General features: G+C 46.9%; 22 protein-coding genes. 13 read left to right on the plus strand and 9 right to left on the minus strand.

All coding sequences use genetic code 11. The features are described 5' to 3' along the window. Window positions 1-46: 46 nt before the first annotated feature. The 7 genes from efp (at window position 47) to rnhB (ending at window position 6,530) form a co-directional block, all read left to right on the plus strand. The gene (gene efp, locus ACTNE6_RS06230) at window positions 47-616 is read left to right on the plus strand and encodes an elongation factor P (protein ID WP_194968702.1); all 570 of its coding nucleotides are present in this window, start codon (window positions 47-49) and stop codon (window positions 614-616) included. Window positions 617-618: 2 nt separating this feature from the next. Then, a complete protein-coding gene (gene epmA / locus ACTNE6_RS06235) occupies window positions 619-1,596 on the plus strand; it encodes an EF-P lysine aminoacylase EpmA (protein WP_442499677.1) in 978 nt (325 codons plus the stop codon). Window positions 1,597-1,670: 74 nt separating this feature from the next. After that, on the plus strand, window positions 1,671-3,986 hold the full coding sequence (gene bamA / locus ACTNE6_RS06240; RefSeq protein WP_442499005.1) for an outer membrane protein assembly factor BamA: 2,316 nt from the start codon (window positions 1,671-1,673) through the stop codon (window positions 3,984-3,986). 104 nt (window positions 3,987-4,090) lie between these two features. After that, window positions 4,091-4,591, plus strand: coding sequence for an OmpH family outer membrane protein (locus ACTNE6_RS06245; RefSeq protein ID WP_442499006.1), 501 nt, complete (start codon window positions 4,091-4,093; stop codon window positions 4,589-4,591). Between the two features lie 55 nt (window positions 4,592-4,646). Then, window positions 4,647-5,090: a 3-hydroxyacyl-ACP dehydratase FabZ gene (fabZ, locus tag ACTNE6_RS06250; protein ID WP_194968698.1), complete on the plus strand. Its 444-nt coding sequence runs from the start codon at window positions 4,647-4,649 to the stop codon at window positions 5,088-5,090. Then, window positions 5,069-5,863, plus strand: a complete 795-nt coding sequence (lpxA, locus tag ACTNE6_RS06255) for an acyl-ACP--UDP-N-acetylglucosamine O-acyltransferase (RefSeq protein ID WP_305076245.1) — start codon at window positions 5,069-5,071, stop codon at window positions 5,861-5,863. Before fabZ ends, lpxA begins: the two co-directional genes overlap by 22 nt. Before the next feature lie 58 nt (window positions 5,864-5,921). Further along, entirely contained in the window at window positions 5,922-6,530 is a 609-nt protein-coding gene (gene rnhB / locus ACTNE6_RS06260; protein ID WP_442499007.1) for a ribonuclease HII, read from the plus strand. Window positions 6,531-6,553: 23 nt separating this feature from the next. Here rnhB and ACTNE6_RS06265 read toward each other — a convergent pair whose 3' ends face one another. The 7 genes from ACTNE6_RS06265 to aceE all read right to left on the minus strand — a co-directional run bounded on the left by ACTNE6_RS06265 (window position 6,554) and on the right by aceE (window position 16,466). Then, window positions 6,554-7,543 carry a serine/threonine protein kinase gene (locus ACTNE6_RS06265; RefSeq protein WP_442499008.1) on the minus strand — a complete coding sequence of 330 codons (990 nt, stop codon included), beginning with the start codon at window positions 7,541-7,543 and terminating at the stop codon, window positions 6,554-6,556. A gap of 166 nt (window positions 7,544-7,709) precedes the next feature. Further along, window positions 7,710-10,340 (minus strand): glycosyltransferase, encoded by a 2,631-nt coding sequence (locus ACTNE6_RS06270; RefSeq protein WP_442499009.1) that lies wholly within the window; start codon window positions 10,338-10,340, stop codon window positions 7,710-7,712. A gap of 235 nt (window positions 10,341-10,575) precedes the next feature. Beyond that, entirely contained in the window at window positions 10,576-10,767 is a 192-nt protein-coding gene (locus ACTNE6_RS06275) for a hypothetical protein (RefSeq protein ID WP_194968693.1), read from the minus strand. Then, entirely contained in the window at window positions 10,767-10,979 is a 213-nt protein-coding gene (locus ACTNE6_RS06280; protein WP_442499010.1) for a hypothetical protein, read from the minus strand. Before ACTNE6_RS06280 ends, ACTNE6_RS06275 begins: the two co-directional genes overlap by 1 nt. A gap of 35 nt (window positions 10,980-11,014) precedes the next feature. Continuing rightward, window positions 11,015-12,451 (minus strand): dihydrolipoyl dehydrogenase, encoded by a 1,437-nt coding sequence (lpdA, locus tag ACTNE6_RS06285; protein ID WP_442499011.1) that lies wholly within the window; start codon window positions 12,449-12,451, stop codon window positions 11,015-11,017. A 14-nt stretch (window positions 12,452-12,465) separates the two neighbouring features. Further along, the gene (gene aceF, locus ACTNE6_RS06290) at window positions 12,466-13,767 is read right to left on the minus strand and encodes a dihydrolipoyllysine-residue acetyltransferase (protein ID WP_194968690.1); all 1,302 of its coding nucleotides are present in this window, start codon (window positions 13,765-13,767) and stop codon (window positions 12,466-12,468) included. Window positions 13,768-13,781: 14 nt separating this feature from the next. Next, a complete protein-coding gene (gene aceE / locus ACTNE6_RS06295) occupies window positions 13,782-16,466 on the minus strand; it encodes a pyruvate dehydrogenase (acetyl-transferring), homodimeric type (protein ID WP_194968689.1) in 2,685 nt (894 codons plus the stop codon). A gap of 519 nt (window positions 16,467-16,985) precedes the next feature. Here aceE and ACTNE6_RS06300 point away from each other — a divergent pair. The 4 genes from ACTNE6_RS06300 to ACTNE6_RS06315 all read left to right on the plus strand — a co-directional run bounded on the left by ACTNE6_RS06300 (window position 16,986) and on the right by ACTNE6_RS06315 (window position 20,613). After that, complete coding sequence (locus ACTNE6_RS06300) at window positions 16,986-18,260, plus strand: NAD(P)/FAD-dependent oxidoreductase (RefSeq protein WP_442499012.1); 1,275 nt, start codon at window positions 16,986-16,988, stop codon at window positions 18,258-18,260. Between the two features lie 10 nt (window positions 18,261-18,270). After that, window positions 18,271-18,471 carry a YgaP family membrane protein gene (locus ACTNE6_RS06305; RefSeq protein ID WP_194968687.1) on the plus strand — a complete coding sequence of 67 codons (201 nt, stop codon included), beginning with the start codon at window positions 18,271-18,273 and terminating at the stop codon, window positions 18,469-18,471. 112 nt (window positions 18,472-18,583) lie between these two features. Further along, entirely contained in the window at window positions 18,584-19,795 is a 1,212-nt protein-coding gene (locus ACTNE6_RS06310) for an argininosuccinate synthase (protein ID WP_194968686.1), read from the plus strand. A 206-nt stretch (window positions 19,796-20,001) separates the two neighbouring features. Next, window positions 20,002-20,613: a hypothetical protein gene (locus ACTNE6_RS06315; protein ID WP_442499013.1), complete on the plus strand. Its 612-nt coding sequence runs from the start codon at window positions 20,002-20,004 to the stop codon at window positions 20,611-20,613. An 86-nt stretch (window positions 20,614-20,699) separates the two neighbouring features. Here ACTNE6_RS06315 and ACTNE6_RS06320 read toward each other — a convergent pair whose 3' ends face one another. Then, window positions 20,700-21,038 (minus strand): c-type cytochrome, encoded by a 339-nt coding sequence (locus ACTNE6_RS06320; RefSeq protein ID WP_194968684.1) that lies wholly within the window; start codon window positions 21,036-21,038, stop codon window positions 20,700-20,702. A gap of 350 nt (window positions 21,039-21,388) precedes the next feature. Next, entirely contained in the window at window positions 21,389-22,783 is a 1,395-nt protein-coding gene (gene cysG, locus ACTNE6_RS06325) for a siroheme synthase CysG (protein WP_442499014.1), read from the minus strand. Window positions 22,784-22,865: 82 nt separating this feature from the next. Here cysG and ACTNE6_RS06330 point away from each other — a divergent pair, with 82 nt between their 5' ends. Beyond that, complete coding sequence (locus tag ACTNE6_RS06330) at window positions 22,866-23,096, plus strand: sulfurtransferase TusA family protein (protein WP_194968682.1); 231 nt, start codon at window positions 22,866-22,868, stop codon at window positions 23,094-23,096. A gap of 260 nt (window positions 23,097-23,356) precedes the next feature. Then, window positions 23,357-24,235: a PhnD/SsuA/transferrin family substrate-binding protein gene (locus ACTNE6_RS06335; protein WP_442499015.1), complete on the plus strand. Its 879-nt coding sequence runs from the start codon at window positions 23,357-23,359 to the stop codon at window positions 24,233-24,235. The last annotated feature ends 8 nt before the right edge of the window (window positions 24,236-24,243 follow it).

Here is a 24,243-nt window from a genome sequence, read left to right on the forward strand (position 1 = left end):
TTATAATGGTTAAATTTTAATTATTGTTTGTAGTCTCGAGGATAAAATGGCTAGTTATAGTACCAATGAATTTAAAGCCGGGTTGAAAGTCATGCTGGATAATGATCCCTGCGCGATTATTGAAAATGAATTCGTCAAACCGGGAAAAGGCCAGGCCTTCAACCGGGTTAAAATCAGAAACCTCAAAACTGGCCGCGTGATCGAAAGAACATTCAAATCTGGCGAGTCTCTGGAAGGCGCTGACGTTGTCGATGTGGAAATGCAATACCTGTACAACGATGGCGAATACCGCCATTTCATGGTGCCCGATACGTTTGAACAGTACCAAGCCGATGAAAAAGCTGTCGGCGAAGCTAAGAACTGGCTCAAAGATCAGGATCTTTGCACCGTAACCTTATGGAATGACGTGCCTCTGTCTGTGGCACCAGCCAACTTTGTCGAATTGGCCATTACCGAAACCGATCCCGGCGTACGCGGCGATACTTCCGGCGGCGGCGGCAAACCGGCTACGCTGGAAACAGGCGCCGTGGTCAGAGTGCCTTTATTTGTGCAAATCGGTGAAGTCGTCAAAGTCGACACGCGTACCGGTGAATATGTTTCACGCGTCAAAGACTAGTGCTGGGTGATTGGCGGCCGACGTGTTCCGTAGAGCACTTGCGCCTGAGGGCGCAAGTGCTCGCCGATATACGTAAATTTTTTGCTGAAAGGTCTGTGCTCGAGGTGGAGACGCCTCTGTTGAGCCAGGGGATCGGAACTGACCCGCAGCTGGCGTTTTTTACTACCGAATATTCTTTGGTTCCTCAGAAACAGACGCTGTTTCTGCAAACTTCGCCCGAGTTCGCCATGAAACGGCTGCTTGCGGCCGGCAGCGGTTCCATCTATCAAATAGCCAAAGCCTTCAGGAACGGCGAATCCGGACGATTTCACAATCCTGAATTCACGATGCTTGAATGGTATCACGTCGGTTTCAAATTGGCGGAATTAATGGATGAGTGCGCCGACCTGATAGCCAGGTTGTTCGATCACCGCAAGCCGCTGATGGAAACAGAAAGATTCACTTACCAGGCCATATTTCAACGTTATACCGGGCTGGATCCGCTCGAGTTTTCATATCCGCAGTATTGCGCTTATGCGCTGGATAATCAATTACCGGAAGCCGTCAGTATCTGCGGGAATGATCATGCTATCTGGCTGGATTTTATTTTCAGCCATAAGGTTCAACCCCATTTAGGCCGCAATGCTTTATGCATGGTGTACGGCTTTCCTGTTTGCCAGTCATCATTAGCGAGAATCAATGAACATGATCCGCTGATTACAGATCGGGTCGAGCTGTTTATTGATGGCGTTGAATTGGGCAACGGTTATTTTGAGTTGACCGATGCCAAGGAACAGAGTGAACGTTTTGACAAGGAACTGGATATCAGGCGGCAAAGAAATCTGCCTGCTTCGGTCAAGGATGAACGTCTTATTGCTGCATTGCAGGCCGGCCTGCCGGAGTGTTCGGGCATGGCCATAGGTTTGGACCGCTTACTGATGCTATTGTCGGATAGCGCATCGATTGAAGATGTGCTTGGCTTTCCTGTCAATAGGGCTTAACTCGTTTAAAGCTGTTACTGTGCTATAATCCTGCGAGTTTTAATACCGGACATTATGTTTTATTAGACGTTTACATGAGATCAAATACTTTTTCACGCTTGCTGTTGCTATTACTACTCGTTTCCCAAGCGGTTAAAGGTGACGAAGAATTTGTTGTTGATAACATCCAGGTCAAAGGTCTTCAGCGTATTTCGGTAGGCACGGTCTATAACTATCTGCCCGTCAATGTAGGCGAAAGATTTTCTCTGGATAATGCCGGTCCGGCAATCAAGGCCTTGTTCAAAACCGGGTTTTTTAAGGATATTTCACTGGAAAGGGATGGCTCAACGCTGATTGTTAATGTCGTGGAACGTCCATCGATAGCAAAAATCATCTTTGAAGGCAACAAGGACCTGAGCAAGGATGATTTGACAAAAGCTCTAAATAAGATCGGTTTATCCGAAGGCAAGGTTTTCGATCCGCAGGTGCTCGATAAAGTTGAGCAGGAATTGAGCCGCCAATATTACAGTCACGGCAAGTACGGTTTAAAAATCGACACGGAAGTAACCGATTTGACCCGGAACAGGGTCGGCATTCATATTAAGATCTCAGAAGGCCGAGTTGCCAAAATCAAACAGATCAATATTGTCGGCAATACTGTATTCGATGATGAAACGCTGTTGAGCAAGTTTGAATTAAGCACCTCAAATCTTTTGTCTTTTTATACAAAAAATGACCAGTATTCCAAGCAGAAATTATCCGCGGACCTGGAAAAATTGCGTTCTTATTACCTTGACCGCGGTTATATCAATTTTTCGGTAGAATCCACGCAGGTAGCGATTACGCCGGATAAGAAAGATATCTATGTGACGATCAATGTCAAAGAAGGCGACGTTTATACGCTTGAAAAAGTAAAATTGGCCGGTAATCTGGTCGTCAAGCCTGAAGAGCTTATAAAGCTCGTCAAAGTCGGGCCGAAGGAAGTATTTTCCAGAAAAAACGCCACGGAAACCTCGAAAGCGATTTCCGACCGCTTAGGCGATGAAGGCTATGCCTTTGCCAACGTTAACATGGTGCCGGAAATCAACGAGGCCAATAAAACCGTTGATATGACTTTCTTTGTTGATCCGGGCAAGCGCGTTTATGTAAGGCGCATCAATATGAAGGGTAATACTAAAACCCGTGATGAAGTCTTGCGGCGGGAAATGCGGCAAATGGAGTCAAGCTGGGCATCAAGCTCAAAAATTGAACGGTCGAAAACGCGCCTGGAGCGTTTAGGCTACTTTGAAGAGGTTAATGTTGAAACACCGCCTGTTGCCGGAACTTCCGATCAGATCGACGTGAATTATTCAGTGGTGGAAAAACCCAACGGTAACCTGATGGCCGGTATAGGTTTTTCTCAAACGCAAGGCATCGTTTTGAATGCCAATATTTCCCAGGATAACGTTTTCGGTTCCGGTAAACGAGTGAATCTGGCCTTTAACAACAGTGACTATCTTACTCAATATCAGTTCGGCTTTTTTAATCCATATTTTACATTAGATGGCATAAGCTTTGGTTATGATCTTGGCTATACGACCCGAGATGCGACGCAAGTTAACCTTGCCAACTATTCGACTGACGTTATTAATACCGGGGTCAATTTCGGCATTCCGATAAATGAATTTGACCGGCTGCAATTTAATGCGGATTTACGGCATACAAAATTAAAAACTACAGATTTCACATCCAGAGAGATCACAAATTTTCTGGATAAGGAAGGTGATAAGTATCTAACCTTGGCGCCATCACTGGGGTGGACGCACGATACGCTTAACCGGGCGATATTCCCTGACAGAGGCGGTCAGCAACGGTTCTCCGCCTTGGGGACCGTTCCCGGCAGCGATCTTGAATATTACAAGGTCAGCTACAAGCAACAGCATTATTTTCCTTTGGCCAAGGATCTTACGCTACGCCTGCATGGCGAAGTTGCGTATGGCGATGGCTATGGCAAGACTGATGAACTGCCTTTCTTCGAAAATTATTTTGCCGGCGGTTGGGGGTCTGTGCGTGGTTACGATACCAATACATTGGGTCCGCGAGATTCCCGGGCGCGGCCTTTTGGAGGATCAAGTAAAATAATCGGTAATGCCGAGCTGTTTTTCCCTGTACCTTTTATGCCGGAAACAAAATCGGTCCGGCTGGGGACTTTCTTTGACGCCGGTACCGTTAACGACGGCTTTAAATTTGATAACTTAAGATATGCGGCCGGTCTCTCCGGCGAGTGGCTGTCACCATTCGGTGCATTGTCTGTCAGCGTTGCAATGCCATTAAACGCGGGTACGACTACCTATCAAGACAATGAGGGCAACAATCAGGAACAGAGAGATGACAAAAAGTATTTCCAATTCAACTTTGGACAAAACTTTTAGAAGAAGTTTTTGGTTTAGTTAGCTTATCACCTATAATTTAACTAATACATTAACAATTTTTATCAATTATTTAATTTTAACTATAACCGGAGATAGGTTTGACAATGAAAATGAAAATTGCTTTATTTTTAGGACTGTTACTGACTGCGAATGTAAGCTTTGCCGACTTAAAGATAGGTTTTGTTAACATTCCTGCCGTTCTTGAAAAAGCGCCTCAGGCCGAAAAAGCTAAAAAACGTCTGGAGCAGGAATTTTCGCCTCGTGATAAGCAATTGGTCGCCCAACAAAAAGAAATTCAAAATCTGGAAGAAAAAATGGCTAGAGATTCTTCCGTTATGGGCGAATCAGAAAGAAGAAATCTGGAAAAAGATATTTTAAACAAAAAGAGAGATGCAAAAAGAGCTCAGCAGGAATTCAGTGAAGACTTCAATCTTCGCCGCAATGATGAGTTAGGTAAGTTGCAACGCCGTATAGTTGAAGTTATTCGTGAAATAGCCAAAGATCAAAATTTCGATTTATTGCTGACAGATGGCGTGATCTACGCGAGTGAACAGATTGATGTCACCAGTCAAGTTCAAGAAAAACTGTCAAGATCGCCAGAATAATTCATTAAATTTTTCATGCATATAATTATAACTCTTTAATGAAGCACTCTCTGCTATGTCTGTTAAGCTAGATATTTTACAAATACAAGAATTCTTACCGCATCGTTACCCTTTTTTATTGGTTGACAAAGTCATTGAGTGTGAACCCGGAGTAAGATTAGTCGGCGTCAAAAACGTTACTTATAATGAACCGTTTTTTCAAGGCCATTTTCCGCAAAAACCCATTATGCCCGGCGTGCTGATTCTGGAGGCTTTAGCTCAGGCTACCGGATTACTGGCATCGGAAACAGCCCCCGATGAATTGGTAGGCATGATCTATTATCTGGCCAGTATTGATAAGGCAAAATTTAAACGCCCGGTTGTACCAGGTGACCAATTGATGCTGGAAGTTAAATTCCTTAAAAGCAAACGTAATATTTGGGCTTTCGATTGTCGCGCCGAGGTAGACGGCGAGTTTGTCGCGAGTGCTGAAATCAGATGTGCGGCAGTGGTAGAATAACCTTGATTGATCCAACAGCTATTATTGATGCTAAAGCTGAGCTAGCTGAAGATGTAACTGTAGGCCCTTTCTCCGTTATAGGGCCTGATGTCAAGATTGATTCCGGAACAGTCATCGGCCCTCATGTGGTTATCAAAGGGCCTACATCAATAGGCAAGCAGAACCGCATTTACCAGTTCACATCAATAGGTGAAGATCCTCAGGATAAGAAATATGCATCCGAGGTGACCCGGCTTCAGATCGGCGATAGGAACACGATTCGGGAGTTCGCCACCATGCACAGGGGCACCAAGCAGGATAAGGGAGTGACTCAGATTGGCAGTGACAATCTGTTCATGGCTTATACGCACGTAGCGCATGATTGTATTATTGGCGACCATGTCATTATGGCAAATGGCGCATCGTTAGCCGGCCACGTGCATTTAAACAGTCACGCTATCCTGGGCGGATTTACGTTGGTGCATCAGTTTACCCAAATAGGGCAATACAGTTTTGCCGCCATGGGCAGTGCAATTACACAGGATATCCCTCCATTTGTTATGGTCGGCGGCAAGCCAACCCGGCCGCATGGCATAAACTCTGTCGGCATGGAACGCAACGGTATTTCTCCGGAAGACATTCGATTGATCAGAAAGGCTTATAAAATCATTTATAAAATGAACTTGCGCCTGGAAGATGCAATTGAACAAATGGAAGACATGGCCGGCGACAGCAAACAGTTATCCGATATGGTTAGTTTTCTGCGCAATGTGACCAGAGGCATTTTGCGCTAACTATCGACGCAAATGCGAATTAAGCCATGACTTTTTAATTTCAACTGGGCTATTCGTTATGGATGACCACTATCTATTAAAGCGTCCCTTCAATTTCAAGATCGCAGGCGTTGATGAGGCCGGCCGGGGACCTCTGGCGGGGCCTGTTGTGGCGGCAGCTGTCATTTTGGATCCGTCGCGGCCCATCGACGGATTGGACGATTCAAAAAAGCTGAGTGAAAGCAAGCGGGACAGCCTGTGCAGGATTATCAAGGAAGTCTCTTTAAGTTGGGCAGTGGCTGAAGCCAGTGTTGAAGAGATTGATGAACTGAATATTCTTCAGGCTACACTGCTGGCCATGCAGCGGGCTGTAAATGGCTTGTCTGTGAGGCCGCATGAGGTTCTGGTAGACGGCAACCAGCTCCCGGATTTGTCCGTGCCCGCTCAGGCCATTGTCAAAGGCGACAGCAAAGTGAAAGCCATCAGTGCAGCTTCTATCTTGGCGAAAGTCGAGCGGGATAAGATCATGTATGACTACCACAAGAAATATCCTGATTTTTCCTTTCATCTGCACAAGGCTTACGGTACCAAGCAACATCTGGCCGAAATCGAGCAATTTGGTTATTTAAGCGTGCATAGAAGATCATTTAATCCGGTAAAATCCATGATAGCCAATGGGATGAAATAGATTTTAACCCGGCCGTTTTGGGGTTAAACCGCTTCTAGAGGCTCCTCATTCATCAGTGCTATCTGTTCGCGCAGCTCAATGATACGATCCTGCCAATAACGGGGCGTATTGAACCAGGGAAACGCCAAGGGAAACGCCGGGTCGTCCCAGCGTCGTGCAATCCAGGCGGAATAATGAATCAAACGTAACGTGCGCAGTGCTTCAATGAGGTGTAACTCCGCGACGTTAAAATCATAAAAAGTTCTGTAACCGGTGAGCAGGTGCTTTAATTGCACAGTCATATCGGCACGATTTCCTGCCAATAGCATCCACAAGTCCTGAACAGCGGGGCCCATCCGGCTGTCATCAAAATCAACAAAGTGCGGACCGTCTTCTGTCCATAGAATATTGCCCGGATAACAATCGCCATGCAACCGCAGGGTATTCAGTTTGCCTGCGCGTTCGAAGCAGCGCCCCACGGCATCAAGCGCATGGGCTGTGACAGTACTATAAGCATCGATCAGATCTAGCGGGATAAAATCATTGGCCAACAGATAGGCCCTCGATTCATGACCGAAGCTGTCGATGTTTAGAGTAGGGCGTTTCTTAAAAGGCTTTAAAGCACCGATTGCATGTATGCGGCCGATAAACCGCCCCATCCATTCAAGTTTTCCAGGATCCTCCAGTTCAGGAACCCGGCCGCCCTGGCGGGCAAACACTGAAAAACGAAAGCCTTCTATTTGGTGTAATGATTTGTTTTCATTGAACGTCATTGTCGGTACAACGGGGATTTCATGTTGTGCCAGTTCTTTTACGAAAGCGTGTTCTTCGAGAATAGCTGTATCGCTCCAGCGGTCGGGTCTGTAAAATTTCGCGACAACAGCTGGGCCGCCTTCTATGCCAACCTGGTAAACACGATTTTCATAACTGTTGAGCGCGAGCAGGCGGCCGTCAGTCTGTAGACCGACACAATCGAGTGCATTTAAAATTATATCGGGAGTCAGTGCCGAAAACGGTGCGAGATCAGTATTCATAAGCGTATTGTAACTTGGAATCTATCCCTTGCTGTGGACCAATGTGTCGGTTCATTTTATAGGATAGTTGCTCAATGGAAAATATCGTTCGATAAATCTGAGCTGAAGAGAGACAGCCATGCCTCAGATATTTCAAGAGGCATGGCTGGGGTTACTGCGGATAGGACTAAACTGCGTCGTCAAGTTCCTCGGCAGTCTGTAGGGCTTTTTTCGATCTGTAGCTTGGGGCTATGCTGATCAATAGCGTCACTAAAGTGGCCGCATAGGGAACCGCCTGTACCGATAATACAGCTGTCCACAGTCTGCCGCTTAGATTATCGAAATGATCTAAAGACAACATCAAGGTAATAGCTGCACCTAGTAAAATCAGCAATATCAATTCATGACGTATCGTCATTAAGCCTTCGAATAGAGGGCCTTGTTTTTCGTACTTAGGCGTACGCATAAACGGTTTATTGGATGTGAACAACCCCTGGATTGTGCCCTTGGCGACCGTATGCGTCAGGGCCAATCCAGATAAAGCCGCACCAAGCGAATGCCAAACCGAGCACGGGACACGCGCCTGATATAGCCATAAGCCGCGCAGGACTTTAAAGCTGAATATACCGATAGTCGGCAACAGGAAGGCATTGACTGGCAGCTCGCTATGCGTCGGATCCAGCGCAATAAAGCCGGTCAGTATCAAACTTGCTGTTGTAAACAATAAAGCCAATGCATCTGAAAACCAGGGCAACCAGCCGGCCACAAAATAATACCGTTGCGCGGATGTGAGCGGCGATTTTTGGGTAGGCAGGAAGCTGCGCCAATGGGCCTTAATAATCTGCATAGCGCCATATACCCAGCGGTAGCGCTGCGTCATATAGCCGGACATGGTGTCGGGCATCAATCCGCGACCGAAAGAATCTTTCACATAGACCGAATCATAGCCCGCCTCATAAAGGCGCAGGCCGAGCTCGCTGTCTTCGCAAATACACCACTCAGCCCAGTTGCCGACTTTCTCTAGAGCCGACTTCCGGATCATGGTCATCGTGCCGTGCTGGATAATGGCGTTGTATTCATTTCTTTGTACCATGCCGATATTGAAGAAGCCGGCATATTCCCAGTAACAGAACGCTTTAAATGTACTCACATGCAGGTCGCGGTAGTCTTGGGGCGACTGGACGAATCCGACATTTTCATTATCGAAATAAGGCACCATGCACTTGAGCCAGTCAGGCGAAAGAATATAATCGCTGTCGATAACGGCGATAATTTCCGCATCCGGCGCTGTTTGTTCAAGAGCGTGATTGATCGCGCCAGCTTTAAAACCGGGCCAGTTTTCCAGATGGAAGAAACGGAATTTCGGCCCTAAACGTTCGCAGTCATCGCGCACCGGTTCCCAAACGGCTGGGTCTTTGGTGTTATTGTCCATGACCAGCACTTCCAGATTGGGATAATCAACCGCAGCCAGGGCTTCAAGTGTCTTGCGCACCATGGCAGGAGGCTCATTGTGAATAGGCAGGTGCAGCGATACTTTCGGGTATCTGAAATCAGGTCCCGGTGTCAGTGGCTCAAAAGTTCTGGCGGTTTTTCTGTGCCATATTACTTCTGCAATTTCGAGGCTTTCGATCATCAGGATAATCACAGCCAATATCTGCATCAATATCAGTATGACCCAGAAGGCGATGGTGAGAGGCGAATGATATTGTTGGGCGCCGATTGATGCGGACCAGAAAATTGCCGATGCGGCAAGATTGGCCATGACGCCGAAAAACACCATGCCGGGCAGTTTTATACTACGACGTGTAAACAGGAAGATGGCCATTAACACAGCGCTGAAAACAGCAGCGCCTGTGGCCCAGTGTTTCCATGCAGGTAAGGCTAATACATCGCCATCTAACGGAAATTTCGGTTTGCGGTCGGCGTCAAAAACACCCCAATAGGCACCCGCTGAACCTTCTATAGCCATTTTCCATGGCTGGTCAAAGGCTTCAACGATATAGTAAGCAAGTTTTTCCTCTGTGGCACGGTTAAGGAATTCGCGCAGGAATTTTGCCTGGTTAGACAACGACGCTGTTGCATGTTTGAATGGCTGGCCATTGGAAGGCCAGCCTACCTCAGTAATGACGATAGGCTTGTTAGGATAGTGCTGTTGCAGTTCGTGATAGCGATAGAAAACATAATCAACCGCTTCATCGATATCGATTCCTTCCCAATAAGGCAGGATATGGACCGCGATGTAGTCCACCTCGTTAACCAAGTCCGGATGTTTAAGCCATATATCCCAGGTTTCAGCAGTACTGACCGGTCGCCAGGTGCGTTTGCGCACTTCGCGCAAATACTCAATTAATTGTTGCTTGGCTTGTAAATGCTGCTCTTCATTCTTCTGGTGACGGAGCAGAAACTCGTTGCCGACCAAGAGTCTGACGATTTTCGGATTATCCTGGCGGCTGACTTGAATGAGCGTTTCGATTTCCTGCCGGTTCGCTTCCAGATCATCATCAATCCAGGCGCCGACCGATACATTCAGTTTGTGTTTGGCGGCGAGTTCGGGGACTTTATCCTGGCCTCTCAGCACGCTATAAGTACGGACGGCGTGCACTTTTCCGGAAAGCAGAGCCAAGTCTTCCTCAATCTGTTCTGCAGTGGGGAATTGGTTGTTTTCCGGTGAATGGTTTTTCCGTCTGGGATCAAAAGTCACCCCCATCATGGGCTTGTTCCATGACTTTAGCTGCAGCGGGTTATTGGTGTAGCTCCAAATACTGAAATTTATGACGACCAGCAAGGCGAGTGCAATTACAGTAATTATTTTTTTCATTAAGTTGCTCGAAAATTAACGCTAAAGCGAAAAAATTTTTTGGTTTGAGGGCCGTGTAGGGTATAGGACTATTGTTTACGCAAGCTTAACCATAAGCCGAAAAAATACAACCATTTTCATTATAAAATGAAGACGATTATCGTCTATGGTTTTTAATCCATTAAATAGCTCGAAGTCGGTTTAAGCACTGCTTTATGCTGCTCTAAAACTGGAAAGAATCCCTTTTTACCGACGGCTATAAGTCCTGCTTCACATCGGGTTTTAAATTAGGCCAGCGGCTGAAGGCGAAAATCCAGATCATGATAATGTTGACGACCGGGATCAACAGACAGAAAACCCAGGTTTTATGAAGGCCCGCTTTGTCTAGTATTCTAGACCCCAGCCATAAAACAAAAACGACAAATACGGCTATCAGAAAAGCTTCCATTATAGATCCGTTTTATTATCTTGTTGGTTAGGCCAGGGCACAAAGGCAAGCTGTAAAAATATCAACAATAGACCGAAGCCTGGCAAGAATACCAGTGATGCCCATGCCGGATGAAAACCCGCTTTTTTATAGATCAGGCCAACCGGCAGGACTATCAATAAACCGACAATAACTACATGAGCTAATTCAGGAAGCATATTTTCAGCAGGCAAGATGAATACAAGATGAATAACACCTTTTCTGAATCTTAATCCTTCTTTATATAAAGGTCAGTAATCGTGCCGGCAATCATTTCAGCCGCAAAAGCAAAAGTTTCAGATAGCGTCGGATGAGAATGTACAGTTAAGCTGATGTCTTCCACATCGGCGCCCATTTCCAAAGCCAATACCGCTTCGGCCAGTAATTCACCGGCATTGGTGCCGACTATGCCTGCGCCGAGAATTCTGCCAGTTTCTTTATCACAAATTATTTTGGTCAAGCCTTCCTTGCGTCCCAGGCTTAAGGAACGGCCACTGGCCGCCCATGGGAAGGCCGCCTTGTCATAGGCAATGCCTTGCTGCTTAGCCTGGTTTTCAGTCAGTCCCATCCAGGCCACTTCAGGATCTGTATAGGCAACGGCCGGTATGGTTAAGGCATCAAAACCGGCTTTATGGCCTGCCGCCACTTCTGCTGCAACTTTGCCTTCATGGCTTGCTTTATGGGCCAGCATAGGGTTGCCGACTATATCGCCGATGGCAAAGATATGCGGGACATTGGTGCGCTGCTGTTTATCGACAGCGATAAACCCCATGTCGTCGACATTGACGCCGGCTTGTTCGGCGCCGATTGATTTGCCGTTTGGTCTGCGCCCTACTGCAACCAGAACCGCATCGAATATGTCTGAATCCGGTGCGCCTTTGCCTTCAAAGGAGACTTTCAGACCTTCATCAAGCGCTTCAATTGAAGTTACACGCGTCTCCAGCCAGATGTTTTTGTATTGCTTCTTAATGCGCCGGTATAAAGGTGTAACCAGATCGTTATCGCAGCCGGGTATGATTTGATTCATCAGTTCAACCACGCTGATTTCCGACCCCAAGGCGTGATAAACCGTAGCCATCTCCAGTCCGATGATGCCTCCGCCGACAATCAGCAGTTTTTTCGGAATTTCTTTTAACGCCAAGGCGGCGGTCGAATCCCATAAACGCGGATCATCGTTAGGGAAGGTTGGTATTTTGGTTGCATGTGATCCTGCGGCTATGATGGCCTGATCAAAGCGGATAGTCTGTGTGCCGGATTCGGCTTGTACCTCAAGCGTATTGGGTGAGGTGAACTTGCCCACGCCTTGTATCACGTTGATTTTTCGCTGTTTTGCCAGTTGAGCCAGACCATTGTTCAAAGCGCCTGATACGCTCTCTTTCCATGCGCGGATCTTGTCGAGATCGAACGTTGGTTTGCCGAAGTGGACGCCATGATGCTCGAATTCTTCCGCTTCATGGACGATTTGGGCAATGTGCAGCAGGGCTTTGGAGGGTATGCAGCCAACATTCAGACAAACACCGCCTAAAACAGCATGCCGCTCGACCAGTACCACCTGTTTGCCTAAATCAGCCGCACGGAAAGCGGCTGTATAGCCGCCCGGTCCGCCGCCCAGCACCAGAACTTCTGCATGCAGAGTCGATTCATTAATCGCCGGATTAGCATCCATATTATTTCCCCTGATTAGAGTAGCAAGCGGCGAATATCGCCCAGATATTGTTTGATGACAGCCATGAAGCGTGCGCCTTCCGCGCCGTCGATCACGCGGTGATCATAGGTCAGATCCAAAGGCAGCATCAGGCGCGGTACAAACTCACGTCCGTCCCATATCGGTTGCATTTTGGATCGGGTGATACCAAGGATGGCTACTTCAGGAGCGTTGACGATAGGCGTGAAAGCCGTGCCGCCTATGCCACCCAGGCTGGAAATGGTGATACAGCCGCCTTGCATGTCGGCCGGCATGAGTTTGCCTTGACGTGCTTTTGCGCTTTTATCCGCCAGTTCTGCTGTCAGTTCATTGATGCCTTTTTTGTCGGCATCACGGATTACGGGTACGACCAGGCCGTTTGGCGTGTCGACTGCAATGCCGACATTGAAATATTTCTTATAGATCAGCTTTTCACCATCGGTCGATAAAGACGAGTTGAACTGAGGGAATTGCTGCATGGCAGCAATAAGGGCCTTGATAATGAATACCAGTCCGGTAATTTTGGTATCCCCTGCGGCTTTTTCGGCATTGAGCGCATTTCGGAATGCTTCCATTTCGGTAATGTCGACTTCTTCGTGATAGGTGACCATCGGCAGATTCAACCAGGCGCGGCTCAGATTCTGTCCGGTCAAGCGCTTGATCTTATTGAGTTTTTGCTCTTCAATGGCGCCGAACTGAGAAAAATCGACTGCCGGTATTGGAGGAATCCCCGCGCCACCTTGGGCAAAGCCTTCCGTCATTATCTGCTTGACGTGGTTTTTTACATCTTCTTTTAAGATGCGGCCTTTCCGGCCGCTGCCGGCAGTGATCTTGCTGATATCGACGCCCAGTTCGCGCGCAAAAAGCCGGACAGCCGGAGTGGCATGCGCGGCTTTGCCAGAGGCCGGCTGTGCAGCTGGCTCAGGAGCTGATGCAGGTTTTGGCGCTGGCGCAGGTTGCGGAGCGGCTTGAGCTGGCTGTTCAGGCGCCTTTTCTTCCGGGGCAGCCTCTTTTGGCTCAGGCTTTTCCTCCGGTTTTGCCGCGCCAGCCTGCTCGGCCTCTGCCGATACGGTAGCGATCAATGAGCCTTCAGAGACTTTATCGCCGACCTTGATAAAGACTTCTTGTACAGTGCCCGCTGCGCTGGCAGGCAGGTCCATACTGGCCTTGTCGGTTTCCAGTACTGCCAGAGTCTGATCAACTGCTATAACGTCACCTGGTTTAACTAAGACATCAATGACATCGACATCAGTGAAATTGCCAATATCTGGCACTTTTAATTCGATTAGAGAAGCCATTTTAATTCCTTTTCTCAAGATAACCAGGGAGGTGTAATGTCAGAGGCTATGCCATACTTGGCAATGGCCACCTCTACTTTTGCCGGGTCAAATTGTCCCAAATCCGCCAAGCTCTTTAGGGCCGCGACGGCAACATGGTAGCGATCGACTTCAAAGAAGCGGCGCAATTGCTCGCGCGTGTCGGAACGGCCGAAGCCATCGGTGCCAAGTACGGTATAAGGCGCTTTAATATAAGCCCGAATTTGATCGGCAAAGGCACGGTTATAATCACTTGCAGCAATGACCGGTCCTTGCGCATTGCCGAGGCAGTGATCTACATGCGATTGCTTTGGAGTTTCAGTTGGATGCAGGCGGTTCCAGCGCTCACAGGCTCGCCCATCTCTTGCTAGCTCCGTAAAGCTTGGGCAACTCCACAGGTCGGATTCAACGCCCCAATCATTGCGTAGTAATTCAGCGGCAAATTCAACTTCACGGAAAATGACCCCTGAGCCCAGTAGCTGTACCCGTGGGGTCTTTTTCTTTTGATCGGCGCCACGGCGGAAGCAGTACATGCCTTTGATAATATCCTGTTCTATGCCTTTGGGCATGGCTGGATGGGCATAGTTTTCATTCATCACGGTAATGTAATAGAACACATTTTCCTGTTCGACATACATGCGGCGCAAACCGTCCTGAATGATGACGGCCACTTCATAGGCGTAGGTTGGATCATAAGAGACACAGTTGGGTACAGTCGCTGAAATCAGATGGCTGTGTCCGTCTTCATGCTGCAGGCCTTCGCCATTCAATGTCGTTCTTCCGGCCGTGCCACCCATCAGGAACCCTCGGGTGCATTGGTCTGCACCGGCCCAGATCAGGTCGCCGACACGTTGGAAGCCGAACATGGAGTAGTAGATGAAAAACGGAATCATCGGCACGCCATGGGTTGAATAGGAGGTGCCTGCGGCAATCCAGTCGCAGAGGCCACCCGCTTCATTGATGCCTTCCTGCAGTACTTGGCCATGCTTGTCTTCTTTGTAGAACATGAGCTGGTCGGCATCCTGCGGCGTATATAGCTGGCCAACCTGCGACCAGATGCCCAGCTGTCTGAACATGCCTTCCATACCGAAGGTGCGCGATTCATCAGGTACGATAGGCACGATGCGCTTGCCGATGTTCTTGTCCTTGATCAGTATGTTGAGCAGGCGCACGAAAGCCATGGTTGTCGAGAATTCGCGTCCTTCACTGCTGGCTTCCAGCAATGGTTTGAAATCTGCCAGCACCGGCACATCCAGGGCATGGGATTTGGTTCTTCTGGACGGTAAATACCCGCCTAAGTCAGCACGGCGCTGCTTCATGTATTCCAGCTCTTTCGAGCCTTCGGGGAAAGTCAGGTAAGGCAGGTCATTCAGCTGTTCATCAGTAACAGGAAGGTCATAACGATCACGGAAACGGCTCAGTGAACTTACGCTCATTTTCTTCTGCTGATGGGTGATGTTCTGTGCCTGTCCGGACTCGCCCATACCATAGCCTTTAATGGTCTTAGCCAGAATGACGGTTGGCTGTCCTTTATGACTGACTGCGGCATTGAAAGCCGCAAAGATCTTGATTGGATCATGACCGCCGCGATTTAATTCCCAGATGTCACGATCAGACCAGTCGGCGACCATAGCTTTCAGCTCAGGCGTGTTAAAGAAATGCTCGCGCACATAAGCGCCGTCTTTGGCTTTAAACGTCTGATAATCGCCGTCGACGCATTCCATCATGCGCGCTACCAGCAGGCCGTCTTTATCGCGCGCCAGCAGTGCATCCCAACGGTGGCCCCAGATCAGTTTGATTACATTCCAGCCGGCGCCGCGGAATTCACTTTCCAATTCCTGAATGATTTTGCCATTGCCGCGTACCGGGCCATCTAGCCGCTGCAGGTTGCAGTTGATGACGAAAATAAGGTTATCCAGTTTTTCACGGCCGGCCATGCCGATCTCGCCCAGTGATTCCGGTTCGTCCGTTTCGCCATCGCCGAGGAAAGCCCAAACTTTGCGCCCTTCCGTATTAGTCAAACCGCGATCTTGCAGATACCGCATGAAACGGGCCTGATAAATGGCCATAATGGGGCCTAAGCCCATAGATACGGTCGGGAATTGCCAGAAGTCGGACATCAGCCAGGGATGCGGATACGAAGATAAACCGTTTCCGTTGACTTCCTGGCGATAATTATCCAGCTGCTCTTCAGTGAATCGCCCCATCAGGAATGCACGGGAATAATCGCCCGGAGCCGAGTGTCCTTGAGTAAAAATCAAGTCGCCGTCGTGCTTATCGGAAGGCGCGTGCCAAAAATGGTTGTAACCGATATCGTATAAAGTCGATGCCGAGGCGAAACTGGCGATGTGGCCGCCAACATTAGTATGTTTATTGGCTCTCAGCACCATCATCATCGCATTCCAGCGTACATAGGAACGGATTTTATATTCTATTGTAGTATTGCCAGGGAACGGTGGCTGCCGTTCGACGGGAATGGTGTTGATGTAGGCAGTGTTGGCGCTGAATGGGATATCCAGGCCTGCATGACGGGTTGCGGCTACTAATTGCTCAATAAGAAAATGTGCACGAGCACCGCCTTCCCGCTCTAATACTGCTTGCAGAGCTTCAAGCCATTCTTTGGTTTCTGCCGGATCGACATCATCCTGCCCGGTAATCTCTGTAATTGAAGTTTTGTTCATGTCTGTTCCTAATTGGAGCGGGTATGCATGCTTATTAAAATTATTATTGAAAATGTATTCAGTGGCTTCGGCGCGATTTAACAGACTTAAAACTACAAATCAAAAATGACATGACTGTAAACTAGGCCAAAATACGCTGGCGATGGCTAAAAGGAGCGGCACGTCAGCTGTTAAGCGGAATAAAATAGCATTTTTAGTACCAAAATTAAATAGCGAATGGTCCACATGACTATTTTCGGATGACTAAATTTTTCTGTCATTTACAAAACAGTTAGTATCTGTTAGTTGTTGATAATGCCTATATCAGGCTCCATGGTTCACAGAGATGGAAGTCAAGTGAAATTCCATCAGATATTTAGATAAAAAGAGGTAGGGACTCGATACAAAATTGTAATTAAAATTAGAATATGCTAATATTCTTTTCAAATATTGTTCTTGTAGTGTAACACGCACAATATATCCTTAAGTGATGGTGATCATTTAGGCAAAATGCAAAGCAACTAATAATGAGGGTGTAACATGGCTCGTATAGTAATTTTAGGCGCCGGCATTGGCGGTGTACCAATGGCTTATGAAATGAAAGAAACGGTAGGGAAAAAACATGATGTGATTGTGATTTCCGATACGCCTACGTTTCATTTTGTGCCGTCAAATCCTTGGGTTCCACCGCGGTGGCGTAAGCCGGAAGAGCTGAAGATTGAATTAGCGCCGATTATGAAAAAGAAAGGTATTGAATTCATTCAAAAAGCGGCGTCAAAAGTAGATCCTGTAAACAATCAGGTGCAGTTGGCAGATGGCTCTGCAGTGCCTTATGATTTCCTGGTCATTGCGACCGGTCCTCGCTTGGCATTCGATGAAGTGCCCGGTTTAGGTCCCGAGGGCTATACATCATCTGTCTGCCATGTGGATCATGCCGAAGTTGCGGCTCGGGACTGGGATAAATTCATGGAAAATCCGGGGCCTATCGTTATCGGTGCGGTTCAGGGAGCATCCTGCTATGGTCCTGCGTATGAATATTTAATGATTATTGAAACGGAATTGCGTAAACGCAAGATTCGCGACAAGGTGCCAATGACTTTTGTGACGGCAGAGCCATACATCGGTCATCTAGGCTTGGGCGGCGTAGGCGATACCAAAGGTTTATTGGAAAGCGCATTGCGTGACAAGAGTATTAAATGGATAACCAATGCCAAAGTCGACAAGATTGAAGATGGCATGATGTATGTCACGGAAGTCGATGATGAAGGCAAAGACAAGAAAAAACATGAGCTGCCGTTTAAGCACTCGATGATGTTGCCCGCCTTTACCGGTGTTGATGCTGTGCGAAAAGTCGATGCGGCGGGATTGGTTAATCCGCGCGGTTTTGTTCTGGTGGATAAGTATCAGCGCAATCCGACTTTCAAAAATATTTACTCGGTCGGCGTCTGCATCGCGATTCCGCCGGTAGAGCCAACACCAGTGCCAGTAGGCGCGCCCAAAACCGGCTATATGATTGAGTCTATGGTAACGGCTACGGCGCATAACATCGCCAGTGAACTGGAAGGTAAGGAGCCTAGTTATGAGGCTACCTGGAATGCGCTATGTCTGGCTGACTTCGGTGATTCCGGTGTCGCATTTATGGCCAAGCCGCAAATTCCGCCTCGCAATGTGACCTGGTCAGCAGAAGGCAAGTGGGTGCATCTGGCGAAAATCGGTTTCGAAAAGTATTTTATGCGTAAGATCAGAAAAGGCATCAGTGAGCCATTGTATGAAAGAATGATGCTTAAACTGATGGGTGTCGTACGCTTGAAATAGAGGAGAGTAGATGACTATTGATCGTGTGGTATTTGCCGTGGCAGGCAGTTTTATTCTGATCAGTTTGCTGCTGGCGCATTTGCATTCTGAAAACTGGCTGTGGTTTACAGCGTTTGTCGGGGCAAATTTATTTCAATCTGCTTTTACTGGCTTTTGTCCATTAGCCATGATATTGAAAAAGCTGGGCGTCAAGCCTGGCTGTGCTTTTTAAGCATTGCTTTGCAGAAACGTAACAGCGTTTAGAAAATCGCCTGTTACGTTTCTGCCGCAAACTTTATTTTCCGGTATAATTTGCCTATTTTTTAACTCAAGGTTAAGGCGTTATGTCGGAAATCAATAAAGTAGTACTGGCTTATTCCGGAGGTTTGGATACCTCCGTCATTCTCAAATGGTTGCAGGATGTCTATTCTTGCGAAGTTGTCACTTTCACCGCCGATTTAGGTCAGGGCGAAGAGGTTGAGCCGGCCCGGGCCAAAGCGCAAGCGCTGGGCATTAAGGAAATTTATATTGAAGATCTGCGTGAGGATTTCGCGCGCGATTATGTTTTTCCGATGTTCAGGGCCAATACGATTTACGAAGGCGAATATCTGCTCGGTACATCAATTGCCCGTCCTTTAATTGCCAAACGCCTCATCGAAATCGCCAATGAATCGGGCGCTAGCGCGATTGCTCACGGCGCAACCGGCAAAGGTAATGATCAGGTGCGCTTCGAGTTAGGCGCTTATGCGCTGCGTCCAGATATCCGGGTCATAGCGCCTTGGCGCGAATGGGATTTAACTTCCCGGCAAAAGCTGCTGGACTATGCTGAAAAGCATGGCATTCCCGTTGAAATGAAAAAAGGCAAGGCATCGCCTTATTCAATGGATGCCAATCTGCTGCATATTTCTTATGAAGGCCGTATTCTGGAAAACCCTTGGACAGAACCTGAGGAAGATATGTGGCGCTGGACCGTATCCCCTGAGGCAGCCCCTGATCAGCCGACTTACATCGAATTGACTTACCGTCAGGGGGATATTGTCGCGATTGACGATGTTCCGCATACGCCTGCCGAAGTTCTGCAGAAATTAAACAAAATAGCCGGCGAGAACGGCATTGGTCGTCTCGACATCGTTGAGAACCGCTATGTCGGCATGAAGTCGCGCGGTTGCTATGAAACGCCGGCCGGTACGGTCATGCTGAGAGCGCATCGTGCGATTGAATCAATAACACTGGATCGCGAAGTGGCGCATTTAAAGGATGAGTTGATGCCGCGTTATGCTTCGCTGATTTATAACGGTTACTGGTGGAGTCCGGAGCGCAAAATGTTGCAACAAATGATCGATGCGTCTCAAGAACATGTCAACGGCAAAGTCAGACTGAAGCTCTACAAGGGTAATGTAATCGTAGTCGGCCGTCAGTCTGAAACAGACAGTCTGTTCGATGAAAGTATTGCCACGTTCGAAGAAGATGGCGGTGCTTATAATCAGAAAGATGCCGAAGGTTTCATCAAACTGAATGCATTGAGAATGAGAATAGCAGCTAAAAGAAACCGCTAATCATTAAACACAGCCGCACGATCTTTAGAATCGTGCGGCTGTGTTTTGCAGTTTGAGACGGCAAGTTTATCTTATAAAACGCACGACAAATTTCATTAAACTTGTATAATTGCCTGATCAGGTAGTGGCGCTGCCAATTATAAAAATAATATTTTTTCAGCCGGAATGTCGCTATTTATGAATTTCTGGTTGAGGGGAAGTGGATAATGAGCGATATGCGAGAGATAAATTCAGAGATTGTTGATGACCAGAGAGGGCGCTCTGTGATTCTGCAAACAATACCGTCGCATCAGGGATTAATAAAAACCAACAAGTTGTTGCTGACTGTAGTGTTTTTCTTGATGACTGTCGTCTTGATATTGGGCTTTTTGTTATTTCCAACGCATGATGTTGTGCCCAATTATAGAAAAGCTACTCCATCTGAGATTTATGCCGCTGAAATGAATTCAGTATTATCTGCCGAAGTTAATACGCTCAAAGGTCAGCTTATTGGTTTAATCAGTGGTTCAATTGAAAGCAAATTAAGAACTTTGGAAGAGAGTATACGCTTAGGCGCTGTTTCCAGTTCTCTAGGTACGATAGAAGATTTAAAGAATGACGTTAAAGTGCTGCGCTCCTATTCAGACCCTGCTCAAAAAGAGCAATCGGCTGTCGATAGTGAGCAGATCATGCTGGAAATGTCGCAGTTAAAAAATCTTATTTATCTCACTCTCGCCTCTTGTGGGTTAATGTTGGCCGCATTGGCTGGAATCTGGATCAAAAATCGTAATCGATTGCCTTATAAAGAAATCAAAAGAAGTTATTTAGGCAGAAATTAAATATTTTTCCAATCTTATACATACTAAGAAGCCGCCCTAATCTGTGATTAGGGCGGCTTTTTTATACCGGTTTAGCTAGTAAAAACTTATTTGCTGCCCAGGTATTTGTATAAAGCGTCAAGCGCTTGATCTTCGCCGTAACCGGCTTTTTTGACAGGGCCAACAGCCATGATGGCTTCCATAGCTTTTGGCATGCCGCCTTTGCCTTCTTTAATAACTTGTTCGAATTTTGCTCTGTCCAGTTTGCCGGATTTAACCAAGTCGAACAGTTGTGGGTTTGATGCGATGTCATGGCAAGTGCCGCAACCACGACCGAAAGCGCGCTCATAGATTTTTTGACCGATTTCGACATCTTCTGAAGCAAATGCTTGCGAACTTAAAGCGATTAAGGCAACGCCCGCTAATGAACCTAATGATTTTTTCATATTGACCTCTCTTGGTGATTAAAAAAGACTGTAATCATTTATTTAACAAATACAGCCCAATTAAAAAGTTAAAGCCGCAAAGGATAGGGAATTTGGCAGTAAAATTCAATCCTTTTATTTAATTTATATAGTTATTATTTACTTGGAATCCATTATCATTAAGTTATGTGAATAATAACTGAATTGTTCAGATTGTTTCATTCTGTAAGCGCAGAAAACCATTAGCTGATAATTTAGCGCGCCGTAATCGTGTGAGGTTTTTGAGCTATTTCAATGGGCCAAAATTATTTCCTGAAATTTGTTTCGTCTAGGTTTTTATTCAGCCATCGCCAGTAACCGGATAGTAATTCTTAAGAAAAATGCTCCGTATGAAACCAGTCCAGTTTGTCGTGTAAGGTCACAACAGTGCCAATAATGATCAATGTTGGAGGTTTGATGTCTTGGCCAGCTACCAAACCGGGCAAGGATTCCAATGTGCCGGTAATAACCCGTTGGTTGGCTGTGGTGCCTTGTTGCACCAAGGCAACTGGCAAATCTTTAGGACTGCCGTGCTCAATTAAAGATTGGCAGATTTTTTCCAGTCCGACCAGCCCCATATAGATGACAATGGTTTGATTGGGAGCCGCCAATTGTTTCCAGTTCAGATTGATGGAATTGTCTTTTAGATGGCCAGTCACGAAGGTGCAGGACTGGGCATGATCTCTATGTGTCAGCGGAATGCCGGCATATGTGGCGCAGCCTGAAGCGGCGGTAATGCCTGGCACAACCTGAAAATTGATTCCCTGTTGCATAAGGGTTTCTATTTCCTCGCCGCCACGGCCGAAAATAAAAGGGTCGCCGCCTTTTAGCCTGACCACGCGTTTTCCGGCTTTTGCCAGATCCGCCAGCAGGATGTTGATGGATTCCTGCGGGAGCGCATGGTTATAGCGTTGTTTGCCGACATAGATTTTTTCCGAATCTCGACGGGCTAAATCGAGGATCTCGGGCGAGACCAGCCGGTCGTAGACGACTACGTCAGCCTGTTGCATCAGCCGCAGAGCGCGAAAAGTCAACAAGTCGGCTGCGCCGGGGCCGGCTCCGACCAGATAGACTTCGCCAACATTAATGTTTTCTTTCTGATTAATGAGCGTCTGCTCGAGCTTTTGTTCAGCTTCCTGTTCTTTGCCTGAAAAAATCAATTCGGCAATGGAGCCTTGTAATGCATTCTCCCAGAAAATCCTGCGCTGAGCCGGTTCTTTAATGACTTCTTTAACGCGTGATCTGAATTTTTCGGCAATATGAGCCAGTCGTCCATAAGACGGCGGAATCAGGCTCTCTATTTTAGCTCGAAGCAGCCTAGCTAAAACCGGCGAAGCGCCGCCGGATGATACAGCAGCAACGACAGGCGAACGATCTATAATGGCAGGAAAGATGAAACTGCAAAGTTCGGGACTATCGACCACGTTCACGGGGATATTTTGTTCAGAGGCTGTTTTGGCAACTAATTTATTCGTATCGGCATTGTCGGTAGCCGATACGACCAGTCTGAATCCATGCAGGTCGGACGAGGAAAAAGTTTTCTTCAGTATGTTCAGATTGTGAGACTCTCTCAGATTGGCAACGGCGGTGCTTATTTCACTGGCGATGACAGTGATTTTTGCATCGGCTCGAGCCAATAAATCAATTTTGCGAGCGGCGACTTCGCCAGCACCGACAACGAGACAATTCTGATCTTTAAGTTGTATGAAAATTGGAAAATAATCCATTGTATTACTATGATTCGCGGATTAAGTAGAGAATGGTATTATAAGCATTCTGAAGTAAGTTAAGAACCTTTATAACCAAGCAATGATTGAATTTAACCTCGAATTAGATGCCAGCGGCTTAAATTGTCCCCTGCCTTTGTTGCGCCTGAAAAAAACATTGACGGAAATGACCAGTGGAGATGTTGTCAAGGTAATTGCGACAGATCCTGCTGCGCATTTGGATTTTGGCGTTTATTCTGACCAGACAGGCAATCAAATCGTTAAATTTATAAGAGAATCGGAAAGACAGATTTTTTACATCAAGAAGAAATGATCAGCTTGGCGGCAGATAGGGCGGGGTATCCGACTGATCCCGAACCGTAGGTATAACAAATAATAAAATGGGGAGCTGCAATAAAGATGGACATAGTGAAAATCAGATTTCTTCCAGGTGAGCCTCTGCATCGCCGGTTTTTAGTGCTCAATTGCATGTATCCATAACCTAGAATGTAGACATCTGCTCAATGTTATCAGGCGAATTCATATGATTTCATGGCTTGATTCATCATCTATTTAGCCGATTCTGCATATCCTATGCGCTATGAGAAATTCGGACTATCCGCAATTGTCAAGATGCCTTCCGTCATCAGATTTTTAGCGCTTGCCATTTTTGCATTATTGCTGGTTATCATCAGCCCTATAGGGTACTCCGAGCCTGAAACTAATGCCCACTTAGACGGCAATACACTGTATTTTTATAATTCGGAGACCAATATAAATAATTATGTTTCATTGAAAATTGCATTTGATACCTATTTTGCAAAATTTGGGGCTTTCCATTTTCAGCCGTTCAGCGACAAGGATATTTTTGAGAAAACTCTCATAGAGAAGCAAGACGGGGGATTTTTACTTTCCAGCTGGCATTACCGCATTTTACAAAAAAAAATACCGATGACGCCGGTTTTGGTGGGAGTGTCGCACGGTAAATCGACTCAGCGCAAGGTTCTGTCTGCAAGAAATCAGATTGATAAAGTTGAGTTATTAAAGGGCGGAAAAATTGCTTCGGCAGCTAATGAAGCCTATACCCGAACCATTCTTAGCCAGATTCTGGGCGCGAAAAGTGCAGAGATTCTTGCACAGATAGAGTTGATTCTGGTGCCGAAAGATATTGATGCCTTAATGGCAGTGGGCTTTGGCATGGCCGATGCAGCTTTAACCACAGAAGACAGTCTTGAAAATCTCGCGAAAATTAATCAGAAGCAGTACAGCATGCTGAATCGTTTGGGAGCAAGCGAGAAACAATTTCTCACATTGGCTGTGGTGCCGAAAAAGACGGCTATGAATAGCGCTGCCTTGCTTGAAATTTTAGAGGGCATGAGCAAAGCCCCTGAGGGAGAAAGTAAGTTGAGAATGCTTGGTCTTGATGGTTGGCGAAAGCTCACTCAGTCTGAGCTCAAGGAGCTTGAGCCCTAGTATGATGA

It is taken from the genome of Methylobacter sp. sgz302048 (assembly GCF_052162025.1).
Taxonomy (GTDB): domain Bacteria; phylum Pseudomonadota; class Gammaproteobacteria; order Methylococcales; family Methylomonadaceae; genus Methylobacter.

What these genes read in the sequence shown, in the direction of transcription:
- efp (WP_194968702.1), top strand. Translation starts at nt 47, where the DNA reads ATGGCTAGTTATAGTACCAATGAATTTAAAGCCGGGTTGAAAGTCATG.
- bamA (WP_442499005.1), top strand. Translation starts at nt 1,671, where the DNA reads ATGAGATCAAATACTTTTTCACGCTTGCTGTTGCTATTACTACTCGTT.
- ACTNE6_RS06245 (WP_442499006.1), top strand. Translation starts at nt 4,091, where the DNA reads ATGAAAATGAAAATTGCTTTATTTTTAGGACTGTTACTGACTGCGAAT.
- fabZ (WP_194968698.1), top strand. Translation starts at nt 4,647, where the DNA reads ATGTCTGTTAAGCTAGATATTTTACAAATACAAGAATTCTTACCGCAT.
- lpxA (WP_305076245.1), top strand. Translation starts at nt 5,069, where the DNA reads ATGTGCGGCAGTGGTAGAATAACCTTGATTGATCCAACAGCTATTATT.
- rnhB (WP_442499007.1), top strand. Translation starts at nt 5,922, where the DNA reads ATGGATGACCACTATCTATTAAAGCGTCCCTTCAATTTCAAGATCGCA.
- ACTNE6_RS06265 (WP_442499008.1), bottom strand. Translation starts at nt 7,543, where the DNA reads ATGAATACTGATCTCGCACCGTTTTCGGCACTGACTCCCGATATAATT.
- ACTNE6_RS06270 (WP_442499009.1), bottom strand. Translation starts at nt 10,340, where the DNA reads ATGAAAAAAATAATTACTGTAATTGCACTCGCCTTGCTGGTCGTCATA.
- ACTNE6_RS06275 (WP_194968693.1), bottom strand. Translation starts at nt 10,767, where the DNA reads ATGGAAGCTTTTCTGATAGCCGTATTTGTCGTTTTTGTTTTATGGCTG.
- lpdA (WP_442499011.1), bottom strand. Translation starts at nt 12,451, where the DNA reads ATGGATGCTAATCCGGCGATTAATGAATCGACTCTGCATGCAGAAGTT.
- aceF (WP_194968690.1), bottom strand. Translation starts at nt 13,767, where the DNA reads ATGGCTTCTCTAATCGAATTAAAAGTGCCAGATATTGGCAATTTCACT.
- aceE (WP_194968689.1), bottom strand. Translation starts at nt 16,466, where the DNA reads ATGAACAAAACTTCAATTACAGAGATTACCGGGCAGGATGATGTCGAT.
- ACTNE6_RS06300 (WP_442499012.1), top strand. Translation starts at nt 16,986, where the DNA reads ATGGCTCGTATAGTAATTTTAGGCGCCGGCATTGGCGGTGTACCAATG.
- ACTNE6_RS06305 (WP_194968687.1), top strand. Translation starts at nt 18,271, where the DNA reads ATGACTATTGATCGTGTGGTATTTGCCGTGGCAGGCAGTTTTATTCTG.
- ACTNE6_RS06310 (WP_194968686.1), top strand. Translation starts at nt 18,584, where the DNA reads ATGTCGGAAATCAATAAAGTAGTACTGGCTTATTCCGGAGGTTTGGAT.
- ACTNE6_RS06315 (WP_442499013.1), top strand. Translation starts at nt 20,002, where the DNA reads ATGAGCGATATGCGAGAGATAAATTCAGAGATTGTTGATGACCAGAGA.
- ACTNE6_RS06320 (WP_194968684.1), bottom strand. Translation starts at nt 21,038, where the DNA reads ATGAAAAAATCATTAGGTTCATTAGCGGGCGTTGCCTTAATCGCTTTA.
- cysG (WP_442499014.1), bottom strand. Translation starts at nt 22,783, where the DNA reads ATGGATTATTTTCCAATTTTCATACAACTTAAAGATCAGAATTGTCTC.
- ACTNE6_RS06330 (WP_194968682.1), top strand. Translation starts at nt 22,866, where the DNA reads ATGATTGAATTTAACCTCGAATTAGATGCCAGCGGCTTAAATTGTCCC.
- ACTNE6_RS06335 (WP_442499015.1), top strand. Translation starts at nt 23,357, where the DNA reads ATGCGCTATGAGAAATTCGGACTATCCGCAATTGTCAAGATGCCTTCC.